Source organism: Erwinia sp. CGal63 (assembly GCF_037026505.1).
Classification (GTDB): domain Bacteria; phylum Pseudomonadota; class Gammaproteobacteria; order Enterobacterales; family Enterobacteriaceae; genus Erwinia.
On record NZ_JAKUMN010000003.1, the window covers coordinates 1 to 24,860 of the forward strand.

Consider the following 24,860-nt stretch of genomic DNA (forward strand, 5'->3'; position numbering starts at 1 on the left):
CAGAAGTGAAACGCCGTAGCGCCGATGGTAGTGTGGGGCCTCCCCATGCGAGAGTAGGGAACTGCCAGGCATCAAATAAGGAAAGGCCCCGTGCGCATGCGCGGGGCCTTTTTCCGTTGTGGTCGCGGGGTAAAACCTCCCCGTGCGAGCCCAGGGAACTGCCAGGCATCAAATTGCGATAACCCCGACCTTACGGTCGGGGTTTTTTGCGTTTTGGGGAGTGGAAAGCATATGTAACCCCAAAAACCGCTTTTAATAACTAAAGTTCTTAGCTAATCGGACGACCCGGTGCCTGTCCTGGATGTTCCAACCCAACGCAACCCAACCCGACCCAACCCAACCCAATCGAATCTCCTCGCCTGTGAAGTGCGATGATCGATCTTTTAACGGTGATGAAACATTTTCAACAAGGCGATGAGTGCTCGACTTTTCCTTCTAGAGTCGCTATCTTTGGCTGTCTGGATGTCTAAACGTATAAATGGTTAGTTGAGGAAGCAGGCAATGCCGATTAGGGTACCCGATGAATTACCAGCCGTGAATTTTCTGCGTAATGAAAATGTTTTTGTGATGACCTCATCGCGGGCCAGCACTCAGGAAATCCGCCCGTTGAAAGTGCTGGTTTTGAATCTGATGCCCAAAAAGATTGAAACGGAAAACCAGTTCTTACGGCTGCTTTCCAACTCGCCGCTACAGATTGATATACAGCTGCTGCGTATCGATAGCCGCGAGTCGCGCAATACGCCGATGGAGCACCTGAACAATTTCTACTGTAACTTTGAAGATATTCAGGATAAAAACTACGATGGTCTGATCGTCACCGGCGCGCCGCTGGGCCTGGTTGATTTCAACGATGTGGCTTACTGGCCGCAGATCCAGCGCGTACTGCATTGGGCAAAGGAACACGTGACGTCGACACTGTTTGTCTGCTGGGCGGTTCAGGCCGCGCTGAATATTCTGTATGGCATTCCTAAACAGACGCGTGAAAAGAAGCTGTCAGGCGTTTATGAACATAAGATCCTGCATCCGCATGCGCTACTGACACGCGGATTCGATGATACTTTTCTGGCACCGCATTCACGTTACGCGGATTTCCCGACGCATCTGCTGCGCGACTATACGGATCTGGAGATTTTTGCGGAATCGGAAGAGACGGGCGCTTATCTCTTCGCCAGCAAAGATAAACGTCTGGCTTTCGTTACCGGCCATCCTGAATACGATGCGCTGACGCTGTCCGGCGAGTATCATCGTGATTATGAGGCGGGTTTAAATCCGGAAGTCCCTTTTAACTACTTCCCACAGGATAATCCGGAGCTGCCGCCTCGTGCCAGCTGGCGCAGCCACGGCAACCTACTGTTTTCCAACTGGTTGAACTACTATGTCTATCAGATAACACCATTCGATCTGCGCCATATGAATCCAACGCTGGAATAAAGGCAAAAGGCCAATAGAAATATTGGCCTTTTAGTCAGAAGTAGATATGAAAAAAATAAATTTTTTTTCATGGTCAGCAGTAACTCTATCGCCGATACGGTTTTATAAGTAAAAAGAGCTTTATTTTTAATGATGTAGTATGGGAATTAATAGAAGCATTATAAAATCCTACCAGCTACATTGTCCTGAACCTGAAGAACATGAATTACTACCGCTACCACCGCCACCGCCGTTTCCGGATGAACAGCTAACGTAAGATTTTACACCTTCCACTGCTGCTCCCCTGACATAGCCTAATGCTGCGCCTGCTATTATACCCTCAGGGCCAGCGGGTAGCCCCATTAATCCTCCAGTTATACCACCTGCTATGCCGCCAGCCATACCTCCACGTACTGCATTTTTTGCAGCTTTTGATACGCATCCACCTTCATAGTTAGAGTTTGCATTTCCGCCAGCGACCGTTTTAGTTTCTTTGCGAGATAAAACTTTAATTTTCTATTCCTTGATGTAAAAATATTAAATTAATTTTCTATACAGGTACTCCATAAAAATAATAGTTAATGGCGTAATAAGGATTATTAGTTCTAAAGAAAACTCTCTGGAAATATCAAAAAATGATAAAAAATACCCTAATAAAGCACAGGATAATATGACGATAATTTCAAGGAAAAAATATATTTTCCTGTTTTTATGTTTTAACACTATTCCTTTTGGCTTCTGTGGAAAAATTTTCATCAGGCACCTCCTGAGGTTGCTAAATTAATCCCATTAAAATTTCTCAGAAGTGATATTAATCACAATATATAAAATATTACGCCCATGTCTTATATGGGGTTGACATCGAGCAGGGGCATCTGCTTTTACGTGCTGAAAAGTTATGCCAGTATGACTGACTGGCAGCGTGTCGCAGAGCAGGCAAGAGGCGAAAGTGAACAGAACAGAAGCGCTGCATCAGCAGCTGGCAAAACGCATTATGGTGCTGGATGGCGGTATGGGCACGATGATTCAGAGTTATCGCCTGAGCGAAGAGGATTTTCGCGGTGAACGCTTTGCCGACTGGCAGAGCGATCTCAAAGGCAATAACGATCTGCTGGTGCTAACGCGTCCTGATGTCATTGGCGAAATTCATCGCGCTTACCTTGCCGCAGGCGCGGATATTCTGGAAACCAACACCTTTAACGCCACCTCTATAGCGATGGCCGATTACCATATGGCATCGCTGTCGGCGGAAATCAACTTTGCGGCGGCCAGGCTGGCCCGCGAGTGCGCCGATGAATGGACGGCGCGTACGCCAGAAAAGCCGCGCTATGTGGCCGGAGTCCTGGGGCCGACTAACCGTACCTGTTCCATTTCGCCGGACGTCAACGATCCCGCTTTTCGTAACGTTACTTTTAATCAGCTGGTAGCAGCCTATCGTGAGTCCACGCGAGCCTTGATGGCTGGCGGCGCTGATATCATCATGATTGAAACCGTTTTCGACACGCTAAATGCGAAAGCCGCTATTTTCGCCGTGCAGAGCGAGTTCGAAGCGCAAGGCGCCACGCTGCCGCTGATGATCTCCGGCACCATTACCGATGCTTCCGGTCGCACGCTTTCCGGGCAGACCACAGAAGCTTTCTACAATTCGCTACGTCACGCGCAGCCTTTGTCGTTCGGTCTGAACTGCGCGCTGGGGCCGGACGAGCTGCGTCAGTATGTGGCTGAACTGTCGCGGATTGCCGAAAGCTATGTCACTGCTCATCCCAACGCGGGCTTGCCCAACGCCTTTGGTGAATACGAGCTCGACGCGCGGATAATGGCGGAGCAGATTGGCGAATGGGCGCAGGCGGGCTTTCTGAATATCGTCGGTGGCTGCTGCGGCACCACGCCGGAACATATCGCCGCAATGGCCGCAGCGGTAGAAGGCATCGCGCCTCGTCAGCGGCCAACGCTGCCTGCGGCCTGTCGCCTTGCCGGGCTTGAACCGCTGAATATCAGCCCGGAAACGCTATTTGTTAACGTGGGCGAACGCACCAACGTTACCGGCTCGGCTAAGTTCAAGCGGCTGATTAAGGAAGAAAAGTATAGTGAGGCGCTGGAAGTGGCGCTGCAACAGGTGCAGAGCGGCGCGCAGATCATCGACATCAATATGGATGAAGGAATGCTGGACGCTGAAGCGGCGATGGTGCGCTTCCTTAATCTGATTGCTGGCGAGCCGGATATCGCCCGCGTGCCAGTGATGATCGACTCCTCCAAATGGGAGGTGATTGAAAAAGGCCTGCAGTGTATTCAGGGCAAAGGCATCGTCAACTCTGTCTCGATGAAGGAGGGCATCGAAACCTTTATGCATCACGCGCGTCTTGTTCGGCGCTATGGCGCGGCGATGGTGGTGATGGCTTTCGACGAAGCGGGACAGGCGGACACGCGCGAACGCAAAATCGACATCTGCCGACGCGCTTATAAAATCCTGATCGAAGAGGTCGGTTTCCCGCCGGAAGATATCATCTTTGACCCGAATATTTTCGCCATCGCTACCGGCATCGAGGAGCACAACAACTATGCGATGGACTTTATCGGCGCCTGCGAAGACATCAAGCGCGAGCTGCCACATGCCATGATTTCGGGTGGCGTCTCCAACGTTTCCTTCTCGTTTCGCGGCAACGATCCTGTACGTGAAGCCATTCACGCCGTATTCCTTTATTACGCTATCCGTAACGGTATGGATATGGGGATCGTCAATGCGGGCCAGCTGGCAATCTATGACGATCTCGCGCCCGAACTGCGTGACGCGGTAGAGGACGTGGTGCTTAATCGCCGCGAAGACGGCACCGAACGGCTGCTGGCGCTGGCGGAAAAATATCGCGGCAGCAAGGCGGATGACGAAAACAGACCGCAGGCGGAATGGCGCAGCTGGGAAGTGGAAAAGCGGCTGGAATACTCGCTGGTCAAAGGCATCACCGAATTTATTGAGGAAGATACCGAAGCCGCCCGGCAAAACGCCAACCGACCGATTGAGGTGATTGAAGGGCCACTGATGGCGGGCATGAACGTGGTCGGCGACCTGTTTGGCGAAGGCAAAATGTTCCTGCCGCAGGTGGTGAAATCCGCGCGCGTGATGAAGCAGGCGGTAGCCTATCTGGAACCTTATATTGAGGCGAGTAAAGAGAAGGGCAGCAGCAACGGCAAAATCGTGCTGGCGACGGTAAAAGGCGACGTGCACGATATCGGCAAAAACATTGTCGGCGTCGTGCTGCAGTGCAACAACTACGAGATTATCGATCTCGGCGTAATGGTGCCTGGCGACAAAATATTGAAAACCGCCAGAGAGCAGAATGCCGATATTATCGGGCTTTCGGGACTGATTACGCCGTCGCTGGATGAAATGGTCAACGTGGCGAAAGAGATGGAACGGCAGGGCTTCACGCTGCCGCTGCTAATTGGCGGCGCGACCACTTCCAAAGCGCATACGGCGGTGAAAATCGAGCAGAACTACAGCGGCCCGACGGTCTATGTGCAAAACGCCTCACGCACGGTCGGCGTGGTGTCGGCGCTGCTTTCCGCCACGCAGCGCGATGACTTTGTCGTCCGCACGCGTAAAGAGTATGAAACGGTGCGTATCCAGCACGCGCGTAAAAAACCGCGCACGCCGCCGGTCTCGCTCGAGGTGGCAAGAGCTAATGCGCTGGCGCTGGATTGGGAAGCCTATACGCCGCCCGTACCGCACCGCCTGGGCATCAGCGAAGTAAGTGCTAACATTGCAACGCTGCGTCACTATATCGACTGGACGCCCTTCTTTATGACCTGGTCGCTGGCGGGAAAATATCCGCGCATTCTGCAGGATGAGGTAGTCGGAGAAGAGGCGAAGCGGCTTTTCGCCGATGCCAATGCGATGCTGGACGAGCTGAGCGCGAAGCAGGCGCTTACTCCGCGAGGCGTGGCAGGCATTTTCCCGGCCAACCGCGTCGGCGACGATATTCATATCTACCGTGACGAATCGCGTCGCGAAATCCTGCAAGTAAGTCATCACTTACGTCAGCAGACAGAGAAGGCGGAGTTCGCCAACTACTGCCTGGCTGATTTTATCGCTCCAGCCACCAGCCACAAAGCGGACTATCTGGGTGCTTTCGCCGTCACTGGCGGACTGGAAGAGGATTCGCTGGCGCAGGCTTTTGATATGGCCCATGACGACTACAACAAAATCATGGTGAAAGCGCTGGCGGATCGCCTCGCGGAAGCGTTCGCGGAGTACCTGCACGAGCGCGTACGCAAAGTTATCTGGGGTTTCTCGCCCACGGAAAATCTGAGCAATGAAGAGCTGATTCGCGAAAACTATCAGGGCATTCGTCCTGCGCCTGGCTATCCGGCCTGCCCGGAACATACCGAGAAAGCCACAATCTGGCGGCTACTGGAAGTAGAGAAACATACCGGCATGAAGCTGACCGACTCCTTCGCCATGTGGCCGGGCGCATCGGTTTCCGGCTGGTACTTCAGCCATCCGCAAAGCAAGTATTTCGCGGTAGCCCAGCTGCAGCGCGATCAAATTGAAGATTACGCGCGACGCAAAGGAATGACGGTGAGCGAGGTCGAGCGCTGGCTGGCCCCAAACCTGGGCTATGACGCGGAGTAGCGGGTACGCCGGGCAGGCGAAAAATCCTGCCCCTGTTCTTTTCCCGCCGCTTTCCATCGTCGACAGGGAGGCTGTGGCCCGCGTACGCGATTTCCCACCTTTTCCAATAATATCACGCTGATAAAAAAGCTTTTTCGGCAAAGCGACTAAACTTAACGCTAACGATTGATATTGCGAAGCCGTGAGGTTGATATCGGTGCTGACCCTGCTTAATCTTCTTTCCGCCGTGGCGCTGCTGGTATGGGGAACCCATATTGTTCGGACCGGCATTATGCGAGTTTATGGCGCGGATTTGCGTCGCGTGCTCAGCCGCAGCATGACGAAAAAACCGATGGCCTTTGTGGCGGGTATTGGCGTCACCGCGCTGGTGCAAAGCAGTAACGCCACCACGCTGTTGGTCACTTCGTTTGTAGCACAAGGGCTGGTGTCGCTGACGCCGGCGCTGGTGATTATTCTGGGCGCCGATGTCGGCACCGCGCTGATGGCGCGTATCCTGACCTTCGACCTTTCCTGGCTGTCGCCGCTGTTTATCTTTTTCGGCGTGGTCTTCTTCCTGGGACGTAAGCAGACGCGCGCTGGTCAGCTTGGTCGCGCCAGCATCGGGCTGGGCCTTATCCTGCTGGCGCTGCAGCTGATTGTGGCGGCAGCAACGCCAATCACTCAGGCGGCAGGCGTCAAAGTGATCTTCTCTTCCCTGACCGGCGATGTGATGCTGGATGCGCTGATCGGCGCGGTCTTCGCCATTATCAGCTACTCCAGCCTGGCGGCGGTGCTGATTACCGCCACGCTTACCGCAACCGGCGTTATCTCCTTTAAGGTCGCGCTCTGTCTGGTGATTGGCGCCAACCTGGGTAGCGGCCTGCTGGCGATGCTCAATAACAGCGGCTCTAACGCGGCCGGCAAACAGGTGGCGTTAGGCAGTCTGCTGTTTAAATTTATCGGCTCGCTGATCGTATTACCTTTTATCGATCTGTTGGCGGAGTGGTTGCAAAAGCTGCCGGTTAACGACGAAGAGCTGGTGATCTTCTTCCATGTTTTCTACAACCTGACCCGTTGCCTGATCATGGTGCCTTTTACTGACCTGATGGCAAGCTTATGCCGGCGTCTCATTCGGGAAGAGCCGGAAACCGATCTGCGGCTGAAGCCGAAACATCTGGACGGCAGCGCGCTGGATACGCCCGCACTGGCGCTGGCGAATGCCTCAAGAGAGACGCTGCGGATAGGCGATGTGCTGGAGCAAATGCTGACCAGCTTCAGCAAGGTGGTGCACGGTGAACTGCGCGAAGAGCGTGAAGTTCGGCGGCTGGACGATGATGTGGACGTGCTCTATACCGCCATCAAGCTCTATCTGGCGCAGATGCCGAAAGAGGATTTGCCGGAAGAAGACTCGCGCCGCTGGGCGGAGATCATTGAAATGGCGCTGAACCTGGAAATGGCGGGCGATGTGCTGGAACGCATGAGCGGCGACGTGGCGGATAAGTCGCTGACCGCACGACGAGCGTTTTCCGCGGAAGGCGTGGCAGAGCTGGATACGCTGCTTGAGCAAATCACCACCAACCTGCGTCTGAGCCTCTCGGTCTTTTTATCTCGGGACATCACCAGCGCCAAACGGCTACGGCGCGCCAAGCATCGTTTTCGCATTATGAATCGCCGCTATTCCCACAAACATGTCGACCGGCTGCATCAACAAAACGTGCTGAGTATAGAAACCAGCTCGCTGCATCTGGGCCTGCTGGGCGATATGAACCGGCTTAACTCGCTGTTCTGCGCGATAGCCTACAGCGTGCTGGAACAGCCTGACGACGATCGGGATGAAGAGTAACGCCTCCGCAGTGAGCGGAGGCGATAAGGCTATTTTTTGATGGGTTTGCCGGACCAGTAGCCTGCCAGCAGCGAACCTGAAAGATTATGCCAGACGGAAAACAGCGCGCCCGGCAGCGCGGCCAGCGGCGAGAAGTAAAGCTTGCCCAGCGTCGCCGCCAGCCCGGAGTTTTGCATCCCGACTTCCAGCGCCAGCGTGCGGCAGGTGGACTCATCGAAGCCAAAGGCCTTGCCGCCCCAGTAGCCGCCCAGCAGGCCAATAGCGTTGTGCAGTATCACCGCCACTATGGTGACCAAACCGACCGAGCCGATAAAGCCCTGGCTGCCGGCTACCACGGCGCTGATAATCAACAGAATGCAGACCATAGAAAAAGCGGGCAGATAAGGCTCTACGCGCCGCACCACGCCATGCATCGTATGGTGGACAATCAGGCCGATGCTAATCGGCACCACGACGATTTTCACAATGCTCAGCAGCATCCCGACAACATCCACCTGAATATGCGTATCCACATAGAGTTTGGTAAGCAGCGGCGTGGCAAAGACGCCCACCAGCGCGGAAACGGAAGAGATGGTTACTGACAGCGCCACATCACCTTTAGCCAGATAAATCATCACGTTGGAGGCCGTACCGCTGGCGACGCTGCCGACTAAAATCATGCCAGCCGCTAAGTCCGGCGGCATCTTAAAGAGTTTCGCCAGCGCCCAGGCAGCAAGCGGCATCACCAGATAGTGCAGAAAGGTGCCGGCAATCACCGGCGCGGGACGGGTCAGCACGCGCTTAAAATCATTAATATTCAGCGTGACGCCCATACCGAACATAATCAGCATCAGCAGATAAGTCACCCAGGGGCCAATCCCCAGAAAAGTGGTTGGCGTGTAATAAGCGGCGAGGGAAAGCAAAACTGCCCATAATGGGAACAGTCGGGTAACGGTGGCGAGCATAGCCGGACTTCCTTTTGTTGTGTTTTGATGAGCCGTTTTCCCGGAACGGGGGAAAAGCGGGCTTCGAATCATAGCATTAGCGAGCGGGAAAAGAAGCGCGGCAAAAGAGAGGAAAACGGCGGGCTGGTGGTAGCCCGCCGGGCAGCGTTACGCTTTTTCCTCCAGCAGAACACGGTAGATCAGACCGCCGACGAGGGCGCCGACGATCGGCATCGCCCAGAACATCCACAGCTGATCCAGCGCCCAGCCGCCCTGGAAGATAGCCACGGCGGTGCTGCGTGCCGGATTGACTGAGGTATTGGTAACCGGAATGCTGATCAGATGAATCAGGGTCAGCGCCAGGCCAATAGCGATGGGCGCGAACCCTTTCGGCGCGCGTTTATCCGTCGCGCCATGAATCACGATCAGGAAAACGGCGGTCAGCACGACTTCCGTCATCATGCCGGAGAACAGCGAGAAGCCGCCAGGCGAATGCTCGCCATAGCCGTTGGCGGCGAAACCGCTGGCTGCCGCGTCGAAGGACGCTTTGCCGCTGGCGATCAGATAGAGCACGCCAGCCGCCAGTACGCTGCCCACAACCTGCGCCACCAGATAGGCGAAGATTTGCGAAGCGGGGAAGCGACCGCCTGCCCACAGACCCAGCGTCACCGCCGGATTAAAATGGCCGCCCGAGATATGACCCACGGCATAGGCCATGGTCAATACGGTCAAACCGAATGCCAGCGATACGCCGACAAAACCTATGCCCAGCTCGGGGAAAGCCGCAGCCAACACCGCGCTGCCGCAACCGCCGAGAACCAATACAAAGGTTCCCAGCGCTTCAGCTACTAACCTACGCATGACTTGCTCCATTATTTGATTTAACGCCACGATTATCCCTGGCTTATCCAACCGGAAAATCAACGGAGCGGAGAATACGGGGTTAAGGCGGGGTTTGGCTGGTTTATCCGCAGATGTTTTGCGTTAGATCAATTGATTGGGCAAGGTAAGGTAAAGGCGCGCAAGGAAAAAGCCGGAAAAGTAAAAAACCGGGCAACGGCCCGGTTTGAGAGAATCGGCAACGCGCAGTCTGCGCTACTCGAACAGATTTTTATGCAGCGCCTGTACTACCTGTTCGGCGTCGTTGCCCGGCACCAGGAAGCAGAGGTTGTAGCTGCTCGCGCCATAACAGATCAGGCGCAGGTTGAACGGCTCCAGCACGCCGAACACTTCTTTGCCGACGCCACAGGCTTTGGAGAGCTGGTTGCCGATTAACGCCACCAGCGCCAGATTCTCTTCGACTTCCACGCGACACAGGGAAGAGAGCTCGGTCAGCAGCGCCTGGGTCAGCAGGCCATCGATGCTGGAGGTGGAACCAGTGGTATCCAGCGTCAGCGCGACGCTGACTTCCGAGGTGGTAATCAGATCGACCGAGATATTGTGGCGAGCCAGAATGGTAAAGACTTCTACCAGGAAACCGCGCGCGTGCAGCATATTCAGGCTGTGCAGCGTCAGCAGCGTCTGTTTACGGCGCAGAGCCAGCGCGCGGAACAGCGGCGGGTTTTGCGTTTCGTTGCAGACGCGCGTGCCGCCGGCAGACGGATCCTTGCTGGAGCCGACGAAAACCGGAATATCGCTGCGCACGGCAGGCAGCAGCGTGGCCGGATGCAGCACTTTGGCGCCAAAGGTCGCCATCTCCGCCGCTTCGCCAAAGGTAATCTCATCGATACGTTTAGCCGTCGGCACCACGCGCGGATCGGTGGTGTAGATGCCCGGCACGTCTGTCCAGATGTCGATACGGCTCGCGTGCAGCGCTTCGCCCAGCAGTGCGGCAGTGTAGTCGCTGCCGCCGCGTCCCAGCGTGGTGGTGCGGCCTTTGGCCTCGCTGCCGATAAAGCCCTGGGTCACGATCAGCGCTTCGCTCAGGCGCGGCGCCAGCTGCGCCTGAGTCAGCTCCGCCAGCAGCGCCACGTCCGGTTCCGCCCGACCGAAGCGGTCGTTGGTGCGCATAACCTTACGCACGTCGAACCACTCGGCGGCGACTTCGCGCTGGCGCAGGATCTCCACAAACAGCAGGCTGGACATCAGCTCGCCGTGGCTGACCAGTTCGTCGGTCAGCGCGGTGGAGGTCGCCAGCGCGGCGGCTTCGGAAAGCATGGTGATGTTTTCCAGCACGCGATCGATCTCGTCGCGAATCACTTCTGAATGCGGCAGCTGGTCAACAATGGCGTACTGAATGCGGCGGATTTCATCCAGCTGGTAAGCACGCTGCTCCTGCTCCTGGCCTTCCGCCAGCGAAACCAGCAGATTGGTGACGCCCGCAGAGGCGGAGAGCACCACCACGCGCACATTCGGATCGGCCAGCACCACGTCGGCGCTGCGGTTCATGGCGGCGTAATCGGCAACGCTGGTGCCGCCGAACTTCGCCACGATCAATGATTGGGACATGTCTTGACATACCTCGTGTCAGGTTAAAATCTATCAGCCTTGGCACAAGGGAAGAGCAGAAACGGGGCAGACGTAGAAAAGGGGATTACTACGAGTCACCCAGAAGCGCTCCACCTTGCAAATCGCCCGCCTTACGGACGCTTGTGGTGACAACCCAGAGGATTCAGCCCCTGTAGCCGATACGCGCCATACCGCATGGTTTGTACCTCGGCGTCGCTCCCCCTGATGTGTTATCTCTGGATTCGGTTCCTCCAACACACTGCCTGGGCGACGCGCCTCTTCTGGCCTGCGCATCAGATGCGCAGCTAGCCGCCCAGATTTACCGGGTTATTGCCTCGCTGTCAATCCCCGGTATTTGACGATTCTTCATTTTGCACCAGCGCGATAACCGTACACGGCAGCGCGGGCGGCTGGCCGTCATACATTTTCAGCTTGCCCTGCGCGTCCTGGACAAAAAGCGGCAGCGCTTCCTGGTTCTTTTCCTGATAATCCTGCCAGCCAAAATTCTCGCTCAGGCTGGTCGCCTTAATCACGCCGCCTTTCGCCAGCAGGCTGCTGAGCCTGGCGTAGGTATGCTCCTGGCTGAACAGCACTTCATGGCGACGGAAGCGCGGGCTTTCGCTGTCGCGACGACCTTTCAGCGCCGCGCCCGAACGGATGGCCGCCACCTTGTTGTTACCGAAAATATGGCTGAAATGGTAAACGGCCAGCGCATTTTGATGACGATTAGGCGAAAGGGCAAGTACCTGAGCGGTTTCGCTGAGATCGAGAAAGTTTTCGGCGTGATCTGACCAGGCGTTGCCGTAATAGGCGGGAATGCCTTCCATACGGGCCAGCCGGTAATATTCCCAGCTGCTGTCGGTGACCTGTACCGGCAGATCCAGCTTTTGCAGTGCGGCGGCCAGAGCGCGGGCGACGCTATTGGCGCCGATAATCAAAACGCCGCGCGGCTCGCGCTGCTGCACGCGCAGCACTCGGGCCAACAGCGAGCTGGTCAAACTCTGCAGCACCACGGTGCCGATAATCACGGCAAAAACCACCGTGACCAGCTTGCTGGCGCCTTCATAGCCGGTTTTTTCCAGCGTCAGCGCGAACAGCGAGCTGACCGCCGCCGCGACGATACCGCGCGGCGAAATCCAGCTCAGCAGCAGCCTGTCGCGCCAGGAGAGCTTCGATCCCCAGGTTGAGAGCGCGATACAGAGCGGTCGGGCGATAAACTGCACTACCAGCAGCAGCCCGACCAGCGGCCAGCCCATCGCCAGCAGCGCGCCGAGGTCAAGCCTGGCGGCCAGAATGATAAACAGCGCGGAGATCAGCAGCGCCGACAGCTCTTCTTTAAAGGCGATAATTTCGCTTAAATCCACATCGCGCATATTGGCCAGCCAGATGCCCATGACGGTCACGGTCAGCAGCCCTGATTCGTCGGCAATGGCGTTCGACGCGCCGAAAGCGGTGAGCGTAACGGCCAGCACCGCGAAGTTTTGCAGATAGCCGGGTAGCCAGACGCGTTTCAGCGCGATGCCCATCAGCCAGCCGAACAGCGCGCCGCCGATACTGCCGACCACCACGGTCAGGCCGAATGTCCAGAAAAGATGCGTCAGCGACTCCGCTTTTTGCTGTAGCACAATAAACTCGAACACCAGCAGCGTGAAAATAGCGCCGACCGGATCGATGACAATGCCTTCCCAGCGCAGGATCTGATTTATCGCTTTGTTAGGGCGCACCACGCGCATCAGCGGCGCGATCACCGTCGGGCCAGTGACCACCGTTACCGCGCCGACCAGCGCCGCCAGTTCGGGCGGGAAATCAAGCAGCAGCCAGCAGGCGACGCTGATAATAAGAAAGGTGGCCAGCATGCCGACAGTGACCAGATTGCGTACCACTTTGCCCAGGCCGCGGATCTCGTCAAAGCGCAGCGTCAGCGCACCCTCGAACAGAATAATCGCTACCGACAGGGAAACCAGCGGAAACAGCAGGGAACCGAACAGCGCGTCCGGCTGCAAAACGTGGCCGATCGGCCCCAGGATAATGCCGAAAACAAGCAGCGGCAAAATGGCCGGCAGACGCAGCAACCAGGCCAGCCACTGGGCCACCAGCGAGCTTAATCCAATGATAACCAACAAAAGTGGCGCAGAAAGCTCCATAAAATTTTTCCTTTAAAGGGCAAGAATAGTCATACTGAAACGCATCGGGTATCGCCCCGCCGCCTGAATTATAAATAGCCCCGGACAAAAAAGAGGAAAACTTCTCTTCTGATAGCCGTCACCTGTTGCAGGGAAAGGCGTGCGAAAAACGCGTAACAGGTAACATGGCGTCCGGTCTGATTTACGGTTCTTAAATAAAAAGAGTGTGTTGCTATGAAAAATATCAATCCGACACAAACCGCTGCCTGGCAAGCGCTGCAGCAGCATTTTGCAGAGATGAAAGACGTAGAAATCGCCGATCTGTTCGCGAAAGAGAGCGACCGGTTCAGCAAATTCTCCGCCACCTTCGACGATCAAATGCTGGTGGACTTCTCTAAAAACCGCATCACTAGTGAAACGCTCGATAAGCTGCAGGCTCTGGCGAAAGAAACCGAGCTGCAGGACGCCATCAAATCCATGTTCTCCGGGGAAAAAATCAACCGTACGGAAGATCGCGCCGTGCTGCATGTTGCCCTGCGCAACCGCAGCAATACGCCGATTCTGGTGGACGGCAAGGATGTGATGCCGGAAGTCAACGCGGTGCTGGAGAAGATGAAATCCTTCTCTGAACGCATTATCAGCGGCGAGTGGAAAGGCTATACCGGCAAGGCGATTACCGACGTGGTCAATATCGGCATCGGCGGCTCCGATCTGGGGCCGTTTATGGTCACCGAAGCGCTGCGCCCTTATAAAAACCACCTGAATATGCATTTCGTTTCCAACGTCGACGGCACCCATATCGCCGAGACGGTAAAGGATCTCAGCCCGGAAACCACGCTGTTCCTGGTCGCTTCTAAAACCTTTACCACTCAGGAAACCATGACCAACGCCCATAGCGCGCGCGACTGGTTCCTGAAGACGGCTGGCGACGAGCAGCACGTAGCGAAACACTTCGCCGCGCTCTCCACTAACGCCAAAGCCGTAGGCGAGTTCGGTATCGACACCGCCAATATGTTCGAGTTCTGGGACTGGGTCGGCGGCCGCTACTCGCTCTGGTCGGCGATTGGCCTCTCTATCGTGCTCTCCATTGGTTACGACAACTTCGAGCAGCTGCTGAGCGGCGCGCACGCGATGGACCAGCACTTCGCCAATACGCCTGCAGAGCAGAACCTGCCGGTGATCCTGGCGCTGATCGGCATCTGGTATAACAATTTCTTCGGCGCCGAAACCGAAGCTATTCTGCCTTACGACCAGTACATGCACCGTTTTGCCGCCTATTTCCAGCAGGGCAATATGGAGTCGAACGGCAAATATGTCGATCGCAACGGCAACCCGGTAAGTTATGAAACCGGCCCGATTATCTGGGGCGAGCCGGGCACCAACGGCCAGCACGCTTTTTACCAGCTGATCCATCAGGGCACCAAGCTGGTGCCGTGCGACTTTATCGCGCCGGCCGTCAGCCATAACCAGCTCGGCGATCATCACGCCAAGCTGCTTTCCAACTTCTTTGCGCAGACCGAAGCGCTGGCCTTCGGCAAATCCCGCGAGACGGTGGAAAAAGAGTTTGCCGACGCGGGCAAAGACGCGAAATCTGTCGAACATATCGTGCCGTTCAAAGTGTTTGAAGGCAATCGCCCGACCAACTCTATCCTGCTGCGTGAAATCAACCCGTTCAGCCTGGGCGCGCTGATTGCGCTGTATGAGCACAAGATCTTCACCCAGGGCGCGATCCTCAACATCTTCACCTTCGACCAGTGGGGCGTGGAGCTGGGCAAACAGCTGGCTAACCGTATCCTGCCTGAGCTTTCCGGCAGCGAGCAGGTAGCAAGTCACGACAGTTCGACCAATGGCCTGATCAATCGTTATAAAAACTGGCGCGGCTGAGCGACAAGCTCTGTTCGTCCGTAGCGAAAACTATAGCAGTGCAAAGGTCGGCCAACGCGCCGGCCTTTTTTTTCGTCCGGTCTTATTCAGGGCCATATTTATCTTGTGCTGGCTCTGTTTGACAGCGCTTCGGTCGTGGTCATTCCCTGTTAAACGGGCTGAAAAGCCAGTAAAAAGGGCATTTTCACCATCCAGTTATTGTTGAGAGGTAATGAATCAGGCTAAGGAAATTCTTAAATTTCATGCCGATAGTCTGATTTTCTTCAGGAATGGTCTGAAAAATTTTTGCTGGTTGCTGTCGACAGAAGCGCCTGTTCCCGTTTTAACTGGTTGAAAAATAGTATATTTAAATCGTATATCGCCTTTTGCTGTTTTTCTCGCCTCTATTTCCCGCTTTAATCACAATCGGTAGTGAATGGTGCCAACTTACCGGGTTATGGCAGCGATAAATAGCGATATTGCGAGTTTATTACGCAGCTGTTGCCTTATTTTACCGAAAATGTTCTTGTTTCCCACAGCGAAGCGGCGGCGAAGGGCCGTTTTTACCCGCCTGAATTCCGGTAATTTATTGCCTTATAATGAGCCGGCCTGAACCTTTTCAGGTGAGTTATCCATTCATTTTATGAAGGATGTTGTATGAAAAAAGTCTTATGTGCTGCTGCAGCCGTCGCTTATTTAGCAACGGCTTCCGTCGCGTTCGCCGCGCCTGAAGAGGCCGGTGCCGCAGCGGGCGCCTCAGCGGGAACGCTTTCCGCCGGGACGACTACGGCTGTGGGTGTGGGCGCGCTTGGCGCGTTGGTTGGCGTAGCGCTGGCAGCAAGCAGCGGCGGCAACGGTTCCAATACCGGAACCACTACCACCACCACAACCAGCACCACTCGTTAAGCGCAGTAAATTAATCATAACCACACGCTTGTGTGGTTATTTTTTGACATTGTCAGACTTTATTCAGGGACTTACACAGTGCGCTACCTATCACTGCTGCTTTTATGCCTGCTTGCCCAGGGCTGCACACAAACACAAAAAGGTCTGGGAGAGACGGTAAAACTGGCTCTGCTCGGGCCGGATGACGTCGACGTCACCACAGAGCAGGTGGAAAGCCTGCCTTATGCCAGCATGTATCTGCGCGTTAACGGCGGCCAGCGCATTTTCGTCGTGCTGGGCTTTGACGAAAACGGCCAGCAAAAATGGATTACCCGCGATCGCACCATGGTCGTCACACAGCATGGCCGCGTAGTGAAAACGCTGGGCCTGACGGACAATCTGCGCGAGGTGAGCAACCTGGAGCAGGATCCGCTGGCCGATCCGCTGCATCTGACCGATGGCGCCAGCTGGGCGCGCCAGCTGAGCTGGTCAGAGGCGGGCCGCTTCCACGCCGCTACGGCAACATCGCGTTTTACCCGTCTGCAGGATGAGGTGCTCGATCTGGCCGGACGCCGCGTCGCCTGTCGCGTCTGGCAGGAAGAGGTGAACGCGGCTGGCAAAAGCTGGCGCAATATCTTTTGGATCGACACCACTACCGGCCAGCTCCGTCAGTCACGGCAGACGCTGGACGGCAACGACTTCTCTGTTGAAACCACCATCCTGAAGCCGGCGAAATCATGAAAAAAATAACCTGTTTCCTCGCAGGCCTTACCGCCTGCGTGTCGCTGAACGTGCGCGCCGACAGCGACGTCACCGTTTTCTCAGCCGATCGAAGCGAAACGGCAGTGGTCAGCCATGCGCAGAATCTGGCGCAGCTGGTAGCGAGTCCCGCGCTGGCAAACACCTGGTGGCCAGGCACCGTTATCAGCGAAAAACTGGCAACGGCGGCGGCAGTACAGCAACAGCAGCAGCTGCTGGCGCGGCTGAAAGGCTGGAGCACGGAGCTGCGAGCCGACGATGACGGCGAGAAAGCGGCGGTGGTCGACAACCTGTATCAGCAAATTGCCGCGATTAAAGTTACGGGCCGACAGATTGTTAATCTCGACCCGGACTGGGTGCGTCTGCGTCCCGAAGAGAACCGTCGTCTGGAGGGCGAATACAGCGTCTATACGCTGCGAAAACCTGACAGCCTGACGGTGGCTGGCCTGATAAGCGGCAGCGGCAAAACGCCCTGGACACCGGGTCGGAGCGTAACGGATTACCTGGCCGCTCACGAGCGCCTCGCAGGCGGCGAACGCAACTTCGTAACGCTTATCGCGCCTTCCGGCAAAACAGAGCAGGTTCCGGTCGCTTACTGGAACCGCCGCGACGTTGAACCTGAAGCAGGCAGCACGCTTTACGTTGGTTTTTCCAACTGGTCGCTGCCTGACGGCCCGGATATTAACCAGCAAATTATTTCTGTTTTGACGCACCGGATCCCTGACTGATGAAAACAAATTATCTTCTCAGCCTGCTGGCGATTTCCGTAGCCTGCGCTTGCCAGGCTCAGGCGGCGGATCCCATCGGGCCATCGCAGTCTGACTTTGGCGGCGTAGGCTTGATGCAGGTGCCGACGGCGCGTATGGCGAAGGATGGCGAATTCAGCCTCAACTATCGCTATAACGATCAGTACCATTTCTACTCCTCCTCGGTGCAGCTTTTCCCGTGGCTGGAAGCCACCATCCGCTATACCGATGTGAAAACCCGCCGCTACAGCGCCGTAGAAAGCTTCAGCGGCAGTCAGTCCTACAAGGACAAAGCTTTCGATCTTAAAGCACGACTGTGGCAGGAAGGCTACTGGCTGCCGGAAGTCTCCGTCGGCGCGCGCGACCTGGGCGGTACAGGCCTGTTCGACAGCGAATATCTGGTTGCCAGCAAAGCCTGGGGCCCTTTTGATTTCACGCTCGGGCTGGGTTTTGGCTATCTCGGCAACAGCGGCACGGTAAAGAACCCGTTCTGCCAGGCGGACAGCAGCTACTGCTACCGTTCAAACACTAACGGCACCGCCGGTTCGGTCAGCGATAAAGATCTGTTTAAAGGGCCGGCCGCTATTTTTGGCGGCGTTGAATACCAGACGCCGTGGCAGCCGCTGCGCCTGAAGGTCGAATATGAAGGCAACGACTATCAGGATGATTTCGCTGGCCGTCTGGAGCAGAAGAGCAAGGTCAACGTCGGCGCGATTTACCGCATCACCGACTGGGCCGACGTCAACGTCAGCTACGAGCGCGGCAACACGCTGATGGCGGGCTTTACGCTGCGCACCAACTTCAACGATCTGCACACCGCTTCGATCGATGTGCCCAAACCGGCTTATAACCCGCAGCCGCAGGGCGAATTCCTGGAGCAGACCGTTGTCGCCAACCAGCTTACCGACCTGAAATACAATGCCGGCCTGGCCGGGCCGAAAATTCAGGTGAAGGGCGACACGCTCTATGTCACCGGTCAGCAGACCAAGTATCGTGATACGCAGGAAGGCGTCGATCGCGCCAACCTGATTATGATGAATGCGCTGCCGCAGCATATCGACAAGCTGAACGTGACCGAAACGCGCAACAATATGCCGCAGGTCACTACAGAAACCAGTACGGAAAGCCTGCGCCAGCAGCTGGAAGGCTATCCGCTGGGCAAAGAGAAGATGCTGGATCAGAAACGGGTCAACCCGGTGGAGCCAGGCCATACCGAGCAGGGCTACTATATCGACGCCGATCGCTTTAACTACAGCCTGTCGCCGGTGCTGAACCAGTCCGTCGGCGGCCCGGAAAGCTTCTACCTGTATCAGGTCGGCGTGATGGCCAGCGCCAGCTACTGGCTGACGGATCATCTGCTGGTGGATGGCAGCGTATTTGGCAACCTGGCGAACAACTACGACAAGTTCAGCTATAACGGCGCGCCAGCCGACTCTTCGCTGCCACGCGTGCGTACGCATATTCGCGACTACGTTGAAAACAACGTTTACGTGAATAACCTGCAGGCCAACTACATGCACTATCTGGGCAACGGCTTCTACGGTCAGGTTTATGGCGGCTACCTGGAAACCATGTACGGCGGCGTAGGCGGCGAGCTGCTCTATCGCCCGCTCGATTCTGACTGGGCGTTTGGCGTTGACGCCAACTACGTCAAGCAGCGCGACTGGGATAATATGATGCAGTTCACCGACTATAACGCGAAAGTCGGTAATCTCACGGCCTACTGGCGTCCGGCTTTCTTTGACCACCAGGTGCTGGTGAAGGCGAGCGTCGGGCAATATCTGGCGGAAGATAAGGGCGCGACGCTGGACGTTTCCCGCCAGTTCGACAGCGGTGTGATAGTCGGCGCTTATGCCACTAAAACCAACGTTTCGGCGGAAGAGTATGGCGAAGGCGATTTCACCAAAGGCTTCTATATCTCTATCCCTATGGATCTGTTCACCGCTACGCCGACGCGTGGCCGTGCGCAGGTCAACTGGACGCCGCTGACGCGCGACGGCGGTCAGATGCTGGGCCGCAAATATCAGCTCTACGATATGACGACCGATCGGGATAAAAACTTCCGCTAAACCGTTAAGCGACAGAAGAAAGGGGCGAACAGGATTCGCCCCTTTTTACATCCGTGGAAACTTGTGAAGTAGCTCACACTAACGCATATTGTGGCGGTCAGGATGAGCTGACAAAAACCTACAGAGGATAGTTATGATTAACGCCACGCGTATTGCCTGGTTACTGCAGATGGTGCTGAATGTGGGGCTGATTACGCTGGCCTGCATTCTGGCCGTGTTTTTAGGGAAAGAAACCTTTCATCTGGCCAACGTGCTGCTGAATACCGGCGAGCAAACCTCGTCGTATCTGCTGATTGAAGGCATCGTTATCTATTTTCTTTATTTTGAATTTATCGCGCTGATCGTGAAGTACTTTCAGTCCGGCTACCACTTTCCGCTGCGCTACTTCGTCTATATCGGCATCACCGCTATTATTCGGCTGATCATCGTCGATCATAAAAATCCGTTCGATACGCTGGCTTACGCTGTGGCGATCCTGATTTTGGTGGTCACGCTGTGGCTGGCTAACAGCAATCGGCTGAAGCGTGAATAGGCCGGTCGACACAATAGCCTCTGTCGGGCAGCCAATGTGGGAAATTCCCGGCGGTTGTGCCGCATACGGAAACAAAAAAACCGCCGTTATGGCGGTTTTTTTGTGCTGGCCAGGTTAAGCGGCCTTGCCAGCAGGTTTGCTGCTGATTTAACGCAAGCACACCCATGTATTTGTATAGTGTCTCGTCTTTTTCTCTATGTCAAGTGGCGATGGTGTTGCTTTTGTGTACAATGCCTGCGGGCCTTTTCGCCGCCTTAAGCAAGCGGGCACCGGATCAGGAAAAGGATTTCCAACGGCCGTAACGCATGCACACCCATGTGCTTGCATTCGCAGTTTTATCTCCGGTGGTGGCGCTGTGAAGCGGTCTTTATCAGGGCCGCGCAATGAAACGGTACTTTTGTATTGTGCTCATTGTCTCTGGTGCGCTGTGGTCATGCGGAAGCGGAAACTGGACCGTGTCCGGCAACTCGCTAACGGTGATCATCAACGCAGCAGGCAAGTAAGCCAGGAGGCCGCCCCCAGGGGCGGTTTTCCGCTTGATTCTTTCTTTTGTCGCGGACCGCAGAAACAAAAAAACCGCCGTTATGGCGGTTTTTTTGTGCTGGCCAGGTTAAGCGGCCTTGCCAGCAGGTTTGCTGCTGATTTAACGCAAGCACTCCCAAGTGCTCATAGAATGTCCTCTTGGCAACTCCCTGTCAAGTAGACGCTCTGTTGGTTTAGTGTACAATTTGGCCGGGCCTTTTCGCCGCCTTAAGCAAGCGGGCACCGGACCGGGAAAAGGATTTCCGACAGGCCGTAAACGCAAGCGCTCCCAAGTGCTTGCATTCGCAGTTTTATCTCCGGTGGTGGCGCTGTGAAGCGGTCTTTATCAGGGCCGCACAATGAAACGGTACTTTTGTATTGTGCTCATTGTCTCTGGTGCGCTGTGGTCATGCGGAAGCGGAAACTGGACCGTGTCCGGCAACTCGCTAACGGTGATCATCAACGCAGCAGGCAAGTAAGCCAGGAGGCCGCCCCCAGGGGCGGTTTTCCGCATTATCTCGCGGTTAAAATTCTGTTTAACGCCTTTCGCCTTAGGCTACACTAGGGCACCTGATTGACTGCCCGGAGAAGCGCAATGATCAACCCCGCGCTAACGCAGCTGCGCGCCATCGAATGGCTGCCGCTTTCGTCACCGCAGCTGACCGCACCGCTGCTTGACTGGCTAATGGAAGAAGATTCCATGACTCGCCGTTTTGAACGCCACTGCCGGGAAGTGACCGTAGAGATCCTGCGCGAAGGTTTCATTGATGCGCAGGAAGCAGGTGCGGATGCGCTGCTGCTGCCAGCCGAACCGCGTTACTGGCTGCGCGAAATTTTACTGTGCGGCGATGGCGAAGCCTGGCTGGCAGCGCGTACGCTGCTGCCGGAATCCACGCTGAACGGGCCGGAACAGCAGCTGCAACAGCTTGGCACCCGACCGCTGGGCCGCTACCTTTTCGCCTCCTCGACGCTTAGCCGCGATTTTATCGAACCGGGACGCAGCCAAAACCTGTGGGGACGCCGCTCGCTGCTGCGTCTTTCCGACAAGCCGCTGCTGCTGACCGAACTGTTTTTACCGCCTGCGCCGCTTTACGCGGATATTCAGGCTGAAAGGAAGAAGTAGTATGGAGAAATCTTTGCCGGTCAGTAAGTTTCAGGCCTATAGCCGCCTGATGCGTATCGATAAACCTATCGGCTCGCTGCTGCTGCTGTGGCCCACTTTTTGGGCGTTGTGGCTGGCCGGGCTGCGTGTGCCGCCGGTTAACGTGCTGGTGGTCTTTACGCTGGGCGTTTTCTTTATGCGCGCGGCAGGCTGTGTGGTTAACGACTTTGCCGACCGTAAAATTGACGGCCACGTCAAGCGTACCCGTACGCGTCCGCTACCGAGCGGCGCGGTGACGTCCACAGAAGCCAAATTCCTGTTTGGCGGCCTGGTGCTGGTATCGTTCTGTCTGGTGCTGACCATGAACCTGATGACCATTCTGCTGTCGTTCGGCGGGTTGGCGCTGGCCTGGGTTTATCCGTTTATGAAGCGCTATACGCATCTGCCGCAGGTCGTGTTGGGCGCAGCCTTCGGCTGGGCGATTCCAATGGGCTGGGCTGCGGTCAGCGAGACGGTGCCGCTAACTTGCTGGCTGCTGTTTTTCGCCAATATCTGTTGGACGGTGGCCTACGATACGCAATATGCGATGGTGGACAGGGATGACGACCTGAAAATTGGCGTGAAATCGACAGCGATCCTGTTTGGTCGTTTTGACAAACTGATTATCGGATTATTGCAGCTCGCCACGCTGGCGCTGCTGGCGACTATCGGCCAGAGGGTACAGTTGGGGATGCCTTTCTATGGCTCGCTGGCGGCCGCTGGCGCGCTGTTTATTTATCAGCAAAAGCTGATTAGCGGCCGCGACAGAGACGCCTGCTTTAAGGCATTTTTGAACAATAATTACGTAGGGCTGATTCTTTTTGTCGGCATTGCGCTGAGCTGTTCACCTTTCACAGAGTGGTTTTAATTACTCCTTTCTCAATTCTGCCTGAAGCGAGCTTCAGGCAGTTCACAATATCTTTCGTTTTGTTAACTATCTCTGCCTATATTTTTTTATTTTTAATGACAAAAAAATTTAATCCCCTCTGCGCGGGTAAAATAAAAATAAATGAACAGTAAACCAGAAAAGCGTTAATGGCCGGAAAATCGCTTACACTTGTTTGTTTTTGGTTTATTTTTTGTTGTGGCTAATTTTATTATGACCGTCTTCCCCCTGAGTCAATTTATATCAAGTGATTGATAATAAAATTCTTTTCATTTTATTCCTGAAGAAGTTGTATCAGCAATGATCCATTTTGGCGATCAATAGGCTTAAAATCATAGCCACCACCTATCAAATAACCTCTATCGATCAAAAAAAACTATTTATCTTCACGCTGATGCTGGATTAATAATGTTTAGGAAGATTCCTATTCAGTATTTTAATTCGAATCAGGGTTCTTATTTTCAGCAACGCGGTCGCTTGCCTTTTGGAAATAATTTTAGAGTTACTTTTTAAATAATTATTAATGGAGATATTATGAATAAATTAAAGGTTTCCCTGTTATCCCTGGCGATGGCCGGGTCGATGGCTTCTTTTTCTTCTCTTGCCACCGAAAGCGCTACGGTAAATGTTAAAGGAAGTATTACGCCTGCCGCCTGTGCTATCAACGTAACCGGCGCCGCGGATTATGGCACTGTGACAGCAGCAAGCGTGACAGGTAAAGAGCCCGTGGCCGGCGGCTACCAGCTGGGCCAAAAAACAGTAGCTTTTAATATCAGCTGCAGCAGAGAAACGGCGGTGGCCTTCCGTCCCCAGGCTGACGCAGCGGGCGAAGCAGGCGTTGGCGTAGTTGATAATAATGGGACAACGATTACCAACGTGGCCGCGTTAGGCTCTTTGGGTAGAACAGCTACTCTGGTAAATATTGGTAACTATTATATAGATTATAATATGCCATTCGTTGATAATGTTGCTGGCTTTATTATCGGTAGCCAGGATGGCACAACCTGGACACTTACTAATTCAGCATTTAACCAGGATGGCAGTACGCTTTATGCTTTCCGCCACATAATGTCGGGCGCAAACACTCCTGAGCCGGTAACCAATGTCTCTGGTAATATCATTGTATCAGCCGCGATCAATCCGACAGCCATTAGCGAATTGGATGATGTATTGAGTTTTGATACTAATACCACGCTGACGCTGGAATACGTCTGATGTCATGTTGCCCTGGCGTTACGCCAGGGTAGTTTATTTAAAATTAAAATAACGTTCTTCTCTATAGAATCTTGCCTGCAAATTATAAATAAAAGGTGATTTATTGTGGGAGCTCTCTTTTCCTGTCCTGGCTATTTTTTTATTGAAACCAACATTACGCGGTCGTTCTCTAAAATAAAAACGTGGCTGCGATTAATTCCTCTGCTTTCTTTCTTTTTCTCTGCGGCTGCTTTTGCCTCTGGCGTTCAGCCGGAGACCTCGGTCATTATTATTAACGAGGCGCAAAAAGGCGGCAGCATTAATATCAAAAATACAGAGAACGTGCCCTTACTTTTATATACGCGCGTAGTAGATCTGCCTGACGATCCGACCCCGGGACTTATCGTTACCCAACCGGTGGCGCGGCTGGAGCCGGGCCAGTCCCAGCGTGTGCGTTTTGTGCTGAATACGGATGGGCCGCTCCAGCGTGAACATATCAAACGCGTCTGGTTTGAAGGTATTGCTGAGCAAACCAGCGGCGGCAATGTGGGCGTAACGATCCGTCACGATCTGCCAGCGATCATTGTACCGAAAGGAGTGAAAGCGAAGCGCGAATTGTGGAACGACCTGAGCTGGTCGGTGAGCGGCGACAGGCTGCTAATCAGTAACACCGGCAAGCAGGTTGTCCGGCTGGCGCAGCAAATCAGTCTACAGCCCGCCGATGTGATGCTCTCATTAAGTAAGAACTATATCCTGCCTGGCGAAACTCTCACCGTTAGCGCGCCTGACGGCGTTCGTCTTAGCGATGCACGGGAAATTGGGTTTTCACCGGTGACCCGCTACGGATTCAGCGTGGGCTTACAAAAAGCCGACCTTAACGGAAAATCAGTGGTGCAATGATGGCGCTACG

At 54.9% G+C, this 24,860-nt stretch carries 19 protein-coding genes and 1 riboswitch; of the genes, 15 read left to right on the forward strand and 4 right to left on the reverse strand.

What is annotated here, in order from left to right:
• Positions 1–501 precede the first annotated feature (501 nt).
• The 3 genes from metA to MKZ79_RS11305 all read left to right on the forward strand — a co-directional run bounded on the left by metA (position 502) and on the right by MKZ79_RS11305 (position 7,859).
• A complete protein-coding gene (metA, locus tag MKZ79_RS11295) occupies positions 502–1,431 on the forward strand; it encodes a homoserine O-acetyltransferase MetA (protein ID WP_336142208.1) in 930 nt (309 codons plus the stop codon).
• Positions 1,432–2,359: 928 nt separating this feature from the next.
• On the forward strand, positions 2,360–6,037 hold the full coding sequence (gene metH, locus MKZ79_RS11300) for a methionine synthase (RefSeq protein ID WP_336142210.1): 3,678 nt from the start codon (positions 2,360–2,362) through the stop codon (positions 6,035–6,037).
• Positions 6,038–6,233: 196 nt separating this feature from the next.
• Positions 6,234–7,859 (forward strand): Na/Pi cotransporter family protein, encoded by a 1,626-nt coding sequence (locus MKZ79_RS11305; RefSeq protein WP_336142213.1) that lies wholly within the window; start codon positions 6,234–6,236, stop codon positions 7,857–7,859.
• A 29-nt stretch (positions 7,860–7,888) separates the two neighbouring features.
• On the opposite strand, the gene panS is transcribed toward MKZ79_RS11305, so the two are convergent.
• The 4 genes from panS to MKZ79_RS11325 form a co-directional block, all read right to left on the reverse strand.
• A complete protein-coding gene (gene panS, locus MKZ79_RS11310; protein ID WP_336142215.1) occupies positions 7,889–8,803 on the reverse strand; it encodes a ketopantoate/pantoate/pantothenate transporter PanS in 915 nt (304 codons plus the stop codon).
• 147 nt (positions 8,804–8,950) lie between these two features.
• Positions 8,951–9,655, reverse strand: a complete 705-nt coding sequence (gene aqpZ / locus MKZ79_RS11315) for an aquaporin Z (RefSeq protein ID WP_336142218.1) — start codon at positions 9,653–9,655, stop codon at positions 8,951–8,953.
• A gap of 222 nt (positions 9,656–9,877) precedes the next feature.
• Positions 9,878–11,230 (reverse strand): lysine-sensitive aspartokinase 3, encoded by a 1,353-nt coding sequence (gene lysC, locus MKZ79_RS11320; RefSeq protein WP_336142221.1) that lies wholly within the window; start codon positions 11,228–11,230, stop codon positions 9,878–9,880.
• A 95-nt stretch (positions 11,231–11,325) separates the two neighbouring features.
• Positions 11,326–11,519: riboswitch (Lysine riboswitch) on the reverse strand.
• Positions 11,520–11,571: 52 nt separating this feature from the next.
• On the reverse strand, positions 11,572–13,374 hold the full coding sequence (locus MKZ79_RS11325) for a cation:proton antiporter (RefSeq protein ID WP_336142224.1): 1,803 nt from the start codon (positions 13,372–13,374) through the stop codon (positions 11,572–11,574).
• 213 nt (positions 13,375–13,587) lie between these two features.
• Here MKZ79_RS11325 and pgi point away from each other — a divergent pair, with 213 nt between their 5' ends.
• The 12 genes from pgi (at position 13,588) to MKZ79_RS11385 (ending at position 24,850) form a co-directional block, all read left to right on the forward strand.
• Complete coding sequence (gene pgi / locus MKZ79_RS11330; RefSeq protein WP_336142227.1) at positions 13,588–15,237, forward strand: glucose-6-phosphate isomerase; 1,650 nt, start codon at positions 13,588–13,590, stop codon at positions 15,235–15,237.
• 636 nt (positions 15,238–15,873) lie between these two features.
• Entirely contained in the window at positions 15,874–16,122 is a 249-nt protein-coding gene (yjbE, locus tag MKZ79_RS11335) for an exopolysaccharide production protein YjbE (protein ID WP_336142230.1), read from the forward strand.
• Between the two features lie 78 nt (positions 16,123–16,200).
• On the forward strand, positions 16,201–16,842 hold the full coding sequence (locus tag MKZ79_RS11340; protein WP_336142233.1) for a YjbF family lipoprotein: 642 nt from the start codon (positions 16,201–16,203) through the stop codon (positions 16,840–16,842).
• Positions 16,839–17,588: a capsule biosynthesis GfcC D2 domain-containing protein gene (locus tag MKZ79_RS11345; protein ID WP_336142236.1), complete on the forward strand. Its 750-nt coding sequence runs from the start codon at positions 16,839–16,841 to the stop codon at positions 17,586–17,588. Before MKZ79_RS11340 ends, MKZ79_RS11345 begins: the two co-directional genes overlap by 4 nt.
• Complete coding sequence (locus MKZ79_RS11350; protein ID WP_336142238.1) at positions 17,588–19,675, forward strand: YjbH domain-containing protein; 2,088 nt, start codon at positions 17,588–17,590, stop codon at positions 19,673–19,675. The genes MKZ79_RS11345 and MKZ79_RS11350 overlap by 1 nt, the downstream gene beginning before the upstream one ends.
• A 133-nt stretch (positions 19,676–19,808) precedes the next feature.
• A complete protein-coding gene (gene psiE, locus MKZ79_RS11355; protein ID WP_336142241.1) occupies positions 19,809–20,207 on the forward strand; it encodes a phosphate-starvation-inducible protein PsiE in 399 nt (132 codons plus the stop codon).
• 383 nt (positions 20,208–20,590) lie between these two features.
• The gene (timP, locus tag MKZ79_RS11360; protein WP_336142243.1) at positions 20,591–20,710 is read left to right on the forward strand and encodes a small toxic inner membrane protein TimP; all 120 of its coding nucleotides are present in this window, start codon (positions 20,591–20,593) and stop codon (positions 20,708–20,710) included.
• 378 nt (positions 20,711–21,088) lie between these two features.
• Entirely contained in the window at positions 21,089–21,208 is a 120-nt protein-coding gene (gene timP / locus MKZ79_RS11365; RefSeq protein WP_336142243.1) for a small toxic inner membrane protein TimP, read from the forward strand.
• Between the two features lie 116 nt (positions 21,209–21,324).
• Positions 21,325–21,852, forward strand: coding sequence for a chorismate lyase (ubiC, locus tag MKZ79_RS11370; RefSeq protein ID WP_336142245.1), 528 nt, complete (start codon positions 21,325–21,327; stop codon positions 21,850–21,852).
• Between the two features lies 1 nt (position 21,853).
• On the forward strand, positions 21,854–22,738 hold the full coding sequence (gene ubiA, locus MKZ79_RS11375; protein ID WP_336142249.1) for a 4-hydroxybenzoate octaprenyltransferase: 885 nt from the start codon (positions 21,854–21,856) through the stop codon (positions 22,736–22,738).
• Positions 22,739–23,290: 552 nt separating this feature from the next.
• Positions 23,291–23,971 (forward strand): DUF1120 domain-containing protein, encoded by a 681-nt coding sequence (locus MKZ79_RS11380; RefSeq protein WP_336142251.1) that lies wholly within the window; start codon positions 23,291–23,293, stop codon positions 23,969–23,971.
• A 105-nt stretch (positions 23,972–24,076) separates the two neighbouring features.
• Positions 24,077–24,850, forward strand: a complete 774-nt coding sequence (locus MKZ79_RS11385) for a fimbria/pilus chaperone family protein (RefSeq protein WP_336142253.1) — start codon at positions 24,077–24,079, stop codon at positions 24,848–24,850.
• The last annotated feature ends 10 nt before the right edge of the window (positions 24,851–24,860 follow it).

Coding starts and splice junctions, on each gene's coding strand:
- metA (WP_336142208.1), top strand. CDS start 502: ATGCCGATTAGGGTACCCGATGAATTACCAGCCGTGAATTTTCTGCGT.
- panS (WP_336142215.1), bottom strand. CDS start 8,803: ATGCTCGCCACCGTTACCCGACTGTTCCCATTATGGGCAGTTTTGCTT.
- aqpZ (WP_336142218.1), bottom strand. CDS start 9,655: ATGGAGCAAGTCATGCGTAGGTTAGTAGCTGAAGCGCTGGGAACCTTT.
- lysC (WP_336142221.1), bottom strand. CDS start 11,230: ATGTCCCAATCATTGATCGTGGCGAAGTTCGGCGGCACCAGCGTTGCC.
- MKZ79_RS11325 (WP_336142224.1), bottom strand. CDS start 13,374: ATGGAGCTTTCTGCGCCACTTTTGTTGGTTATCATTGGATTAAGCTCG.
- pgi (WP_336142227.1), top strand. CDS start 13,588: ATGAAAAATATCAATCCGACACAAACCGCTGCCTGGCAAGCGCTGCAG.
- yjbE (WP_336142230.1), top strand. CDS start 15,874: ATGAAAAAAGTCTTATGTGCTGCTGCAGCCGTCGCTTATTTAGCAACG.
- MKZ79_RS11345 (WP_336142236.1), top strand. CDS start 16,839: ATGAAAAAAATAACCTGTTTCCTCGCAGGCCTTACCGCCTGCGTGTCG.
- MKZ79_RS11350 (WP_336142238.1), top strand. CDS start 17,588: ATGAAAACAAATTATCTTCTCAGCCTGCTGGCGATTTCCGTAGCCTGC.
- psiE (WP_336142241.1), top strand. CDS start 19,809: ATGATTAACGCCACGCGTATTGCCTGGTTACTGCAGATGGTGCTGAAT.
- timP (WP_336142243.1), top strand. CDS start 20,591: ATGAAACGGTACTTTTGTATTGTGCTCATTGTCTCTGGTGCGCTGTGG.
- timP (WP_336142243.1), top strand. CDS start 21,089: ATGAAACGGTACTTTTGTATTGTGCTCATTGTCTCTGGTGCGCTGTGG.
- ubiC (WP_336142245.1), top strand. CDS start 21,325: ATGATCAACCCCGCGCTAACGCAGCTGCGCGCCATCGAATGGCTGCCG.
- ubiA (WP_336142249.1), top strand. CDS start 21,854: ATGGAGAAATCTTTGCCGGTCAGTAAGTTTCAGGCCTATAGCCGCCTG.
- MKZ79_RS11380 (WP_336142251.1), top strand. CDS start 23,291: ATGAATAAATTAAAGGTTTCCCTGTTATCCCTGGCGATGGCCGGGTCG.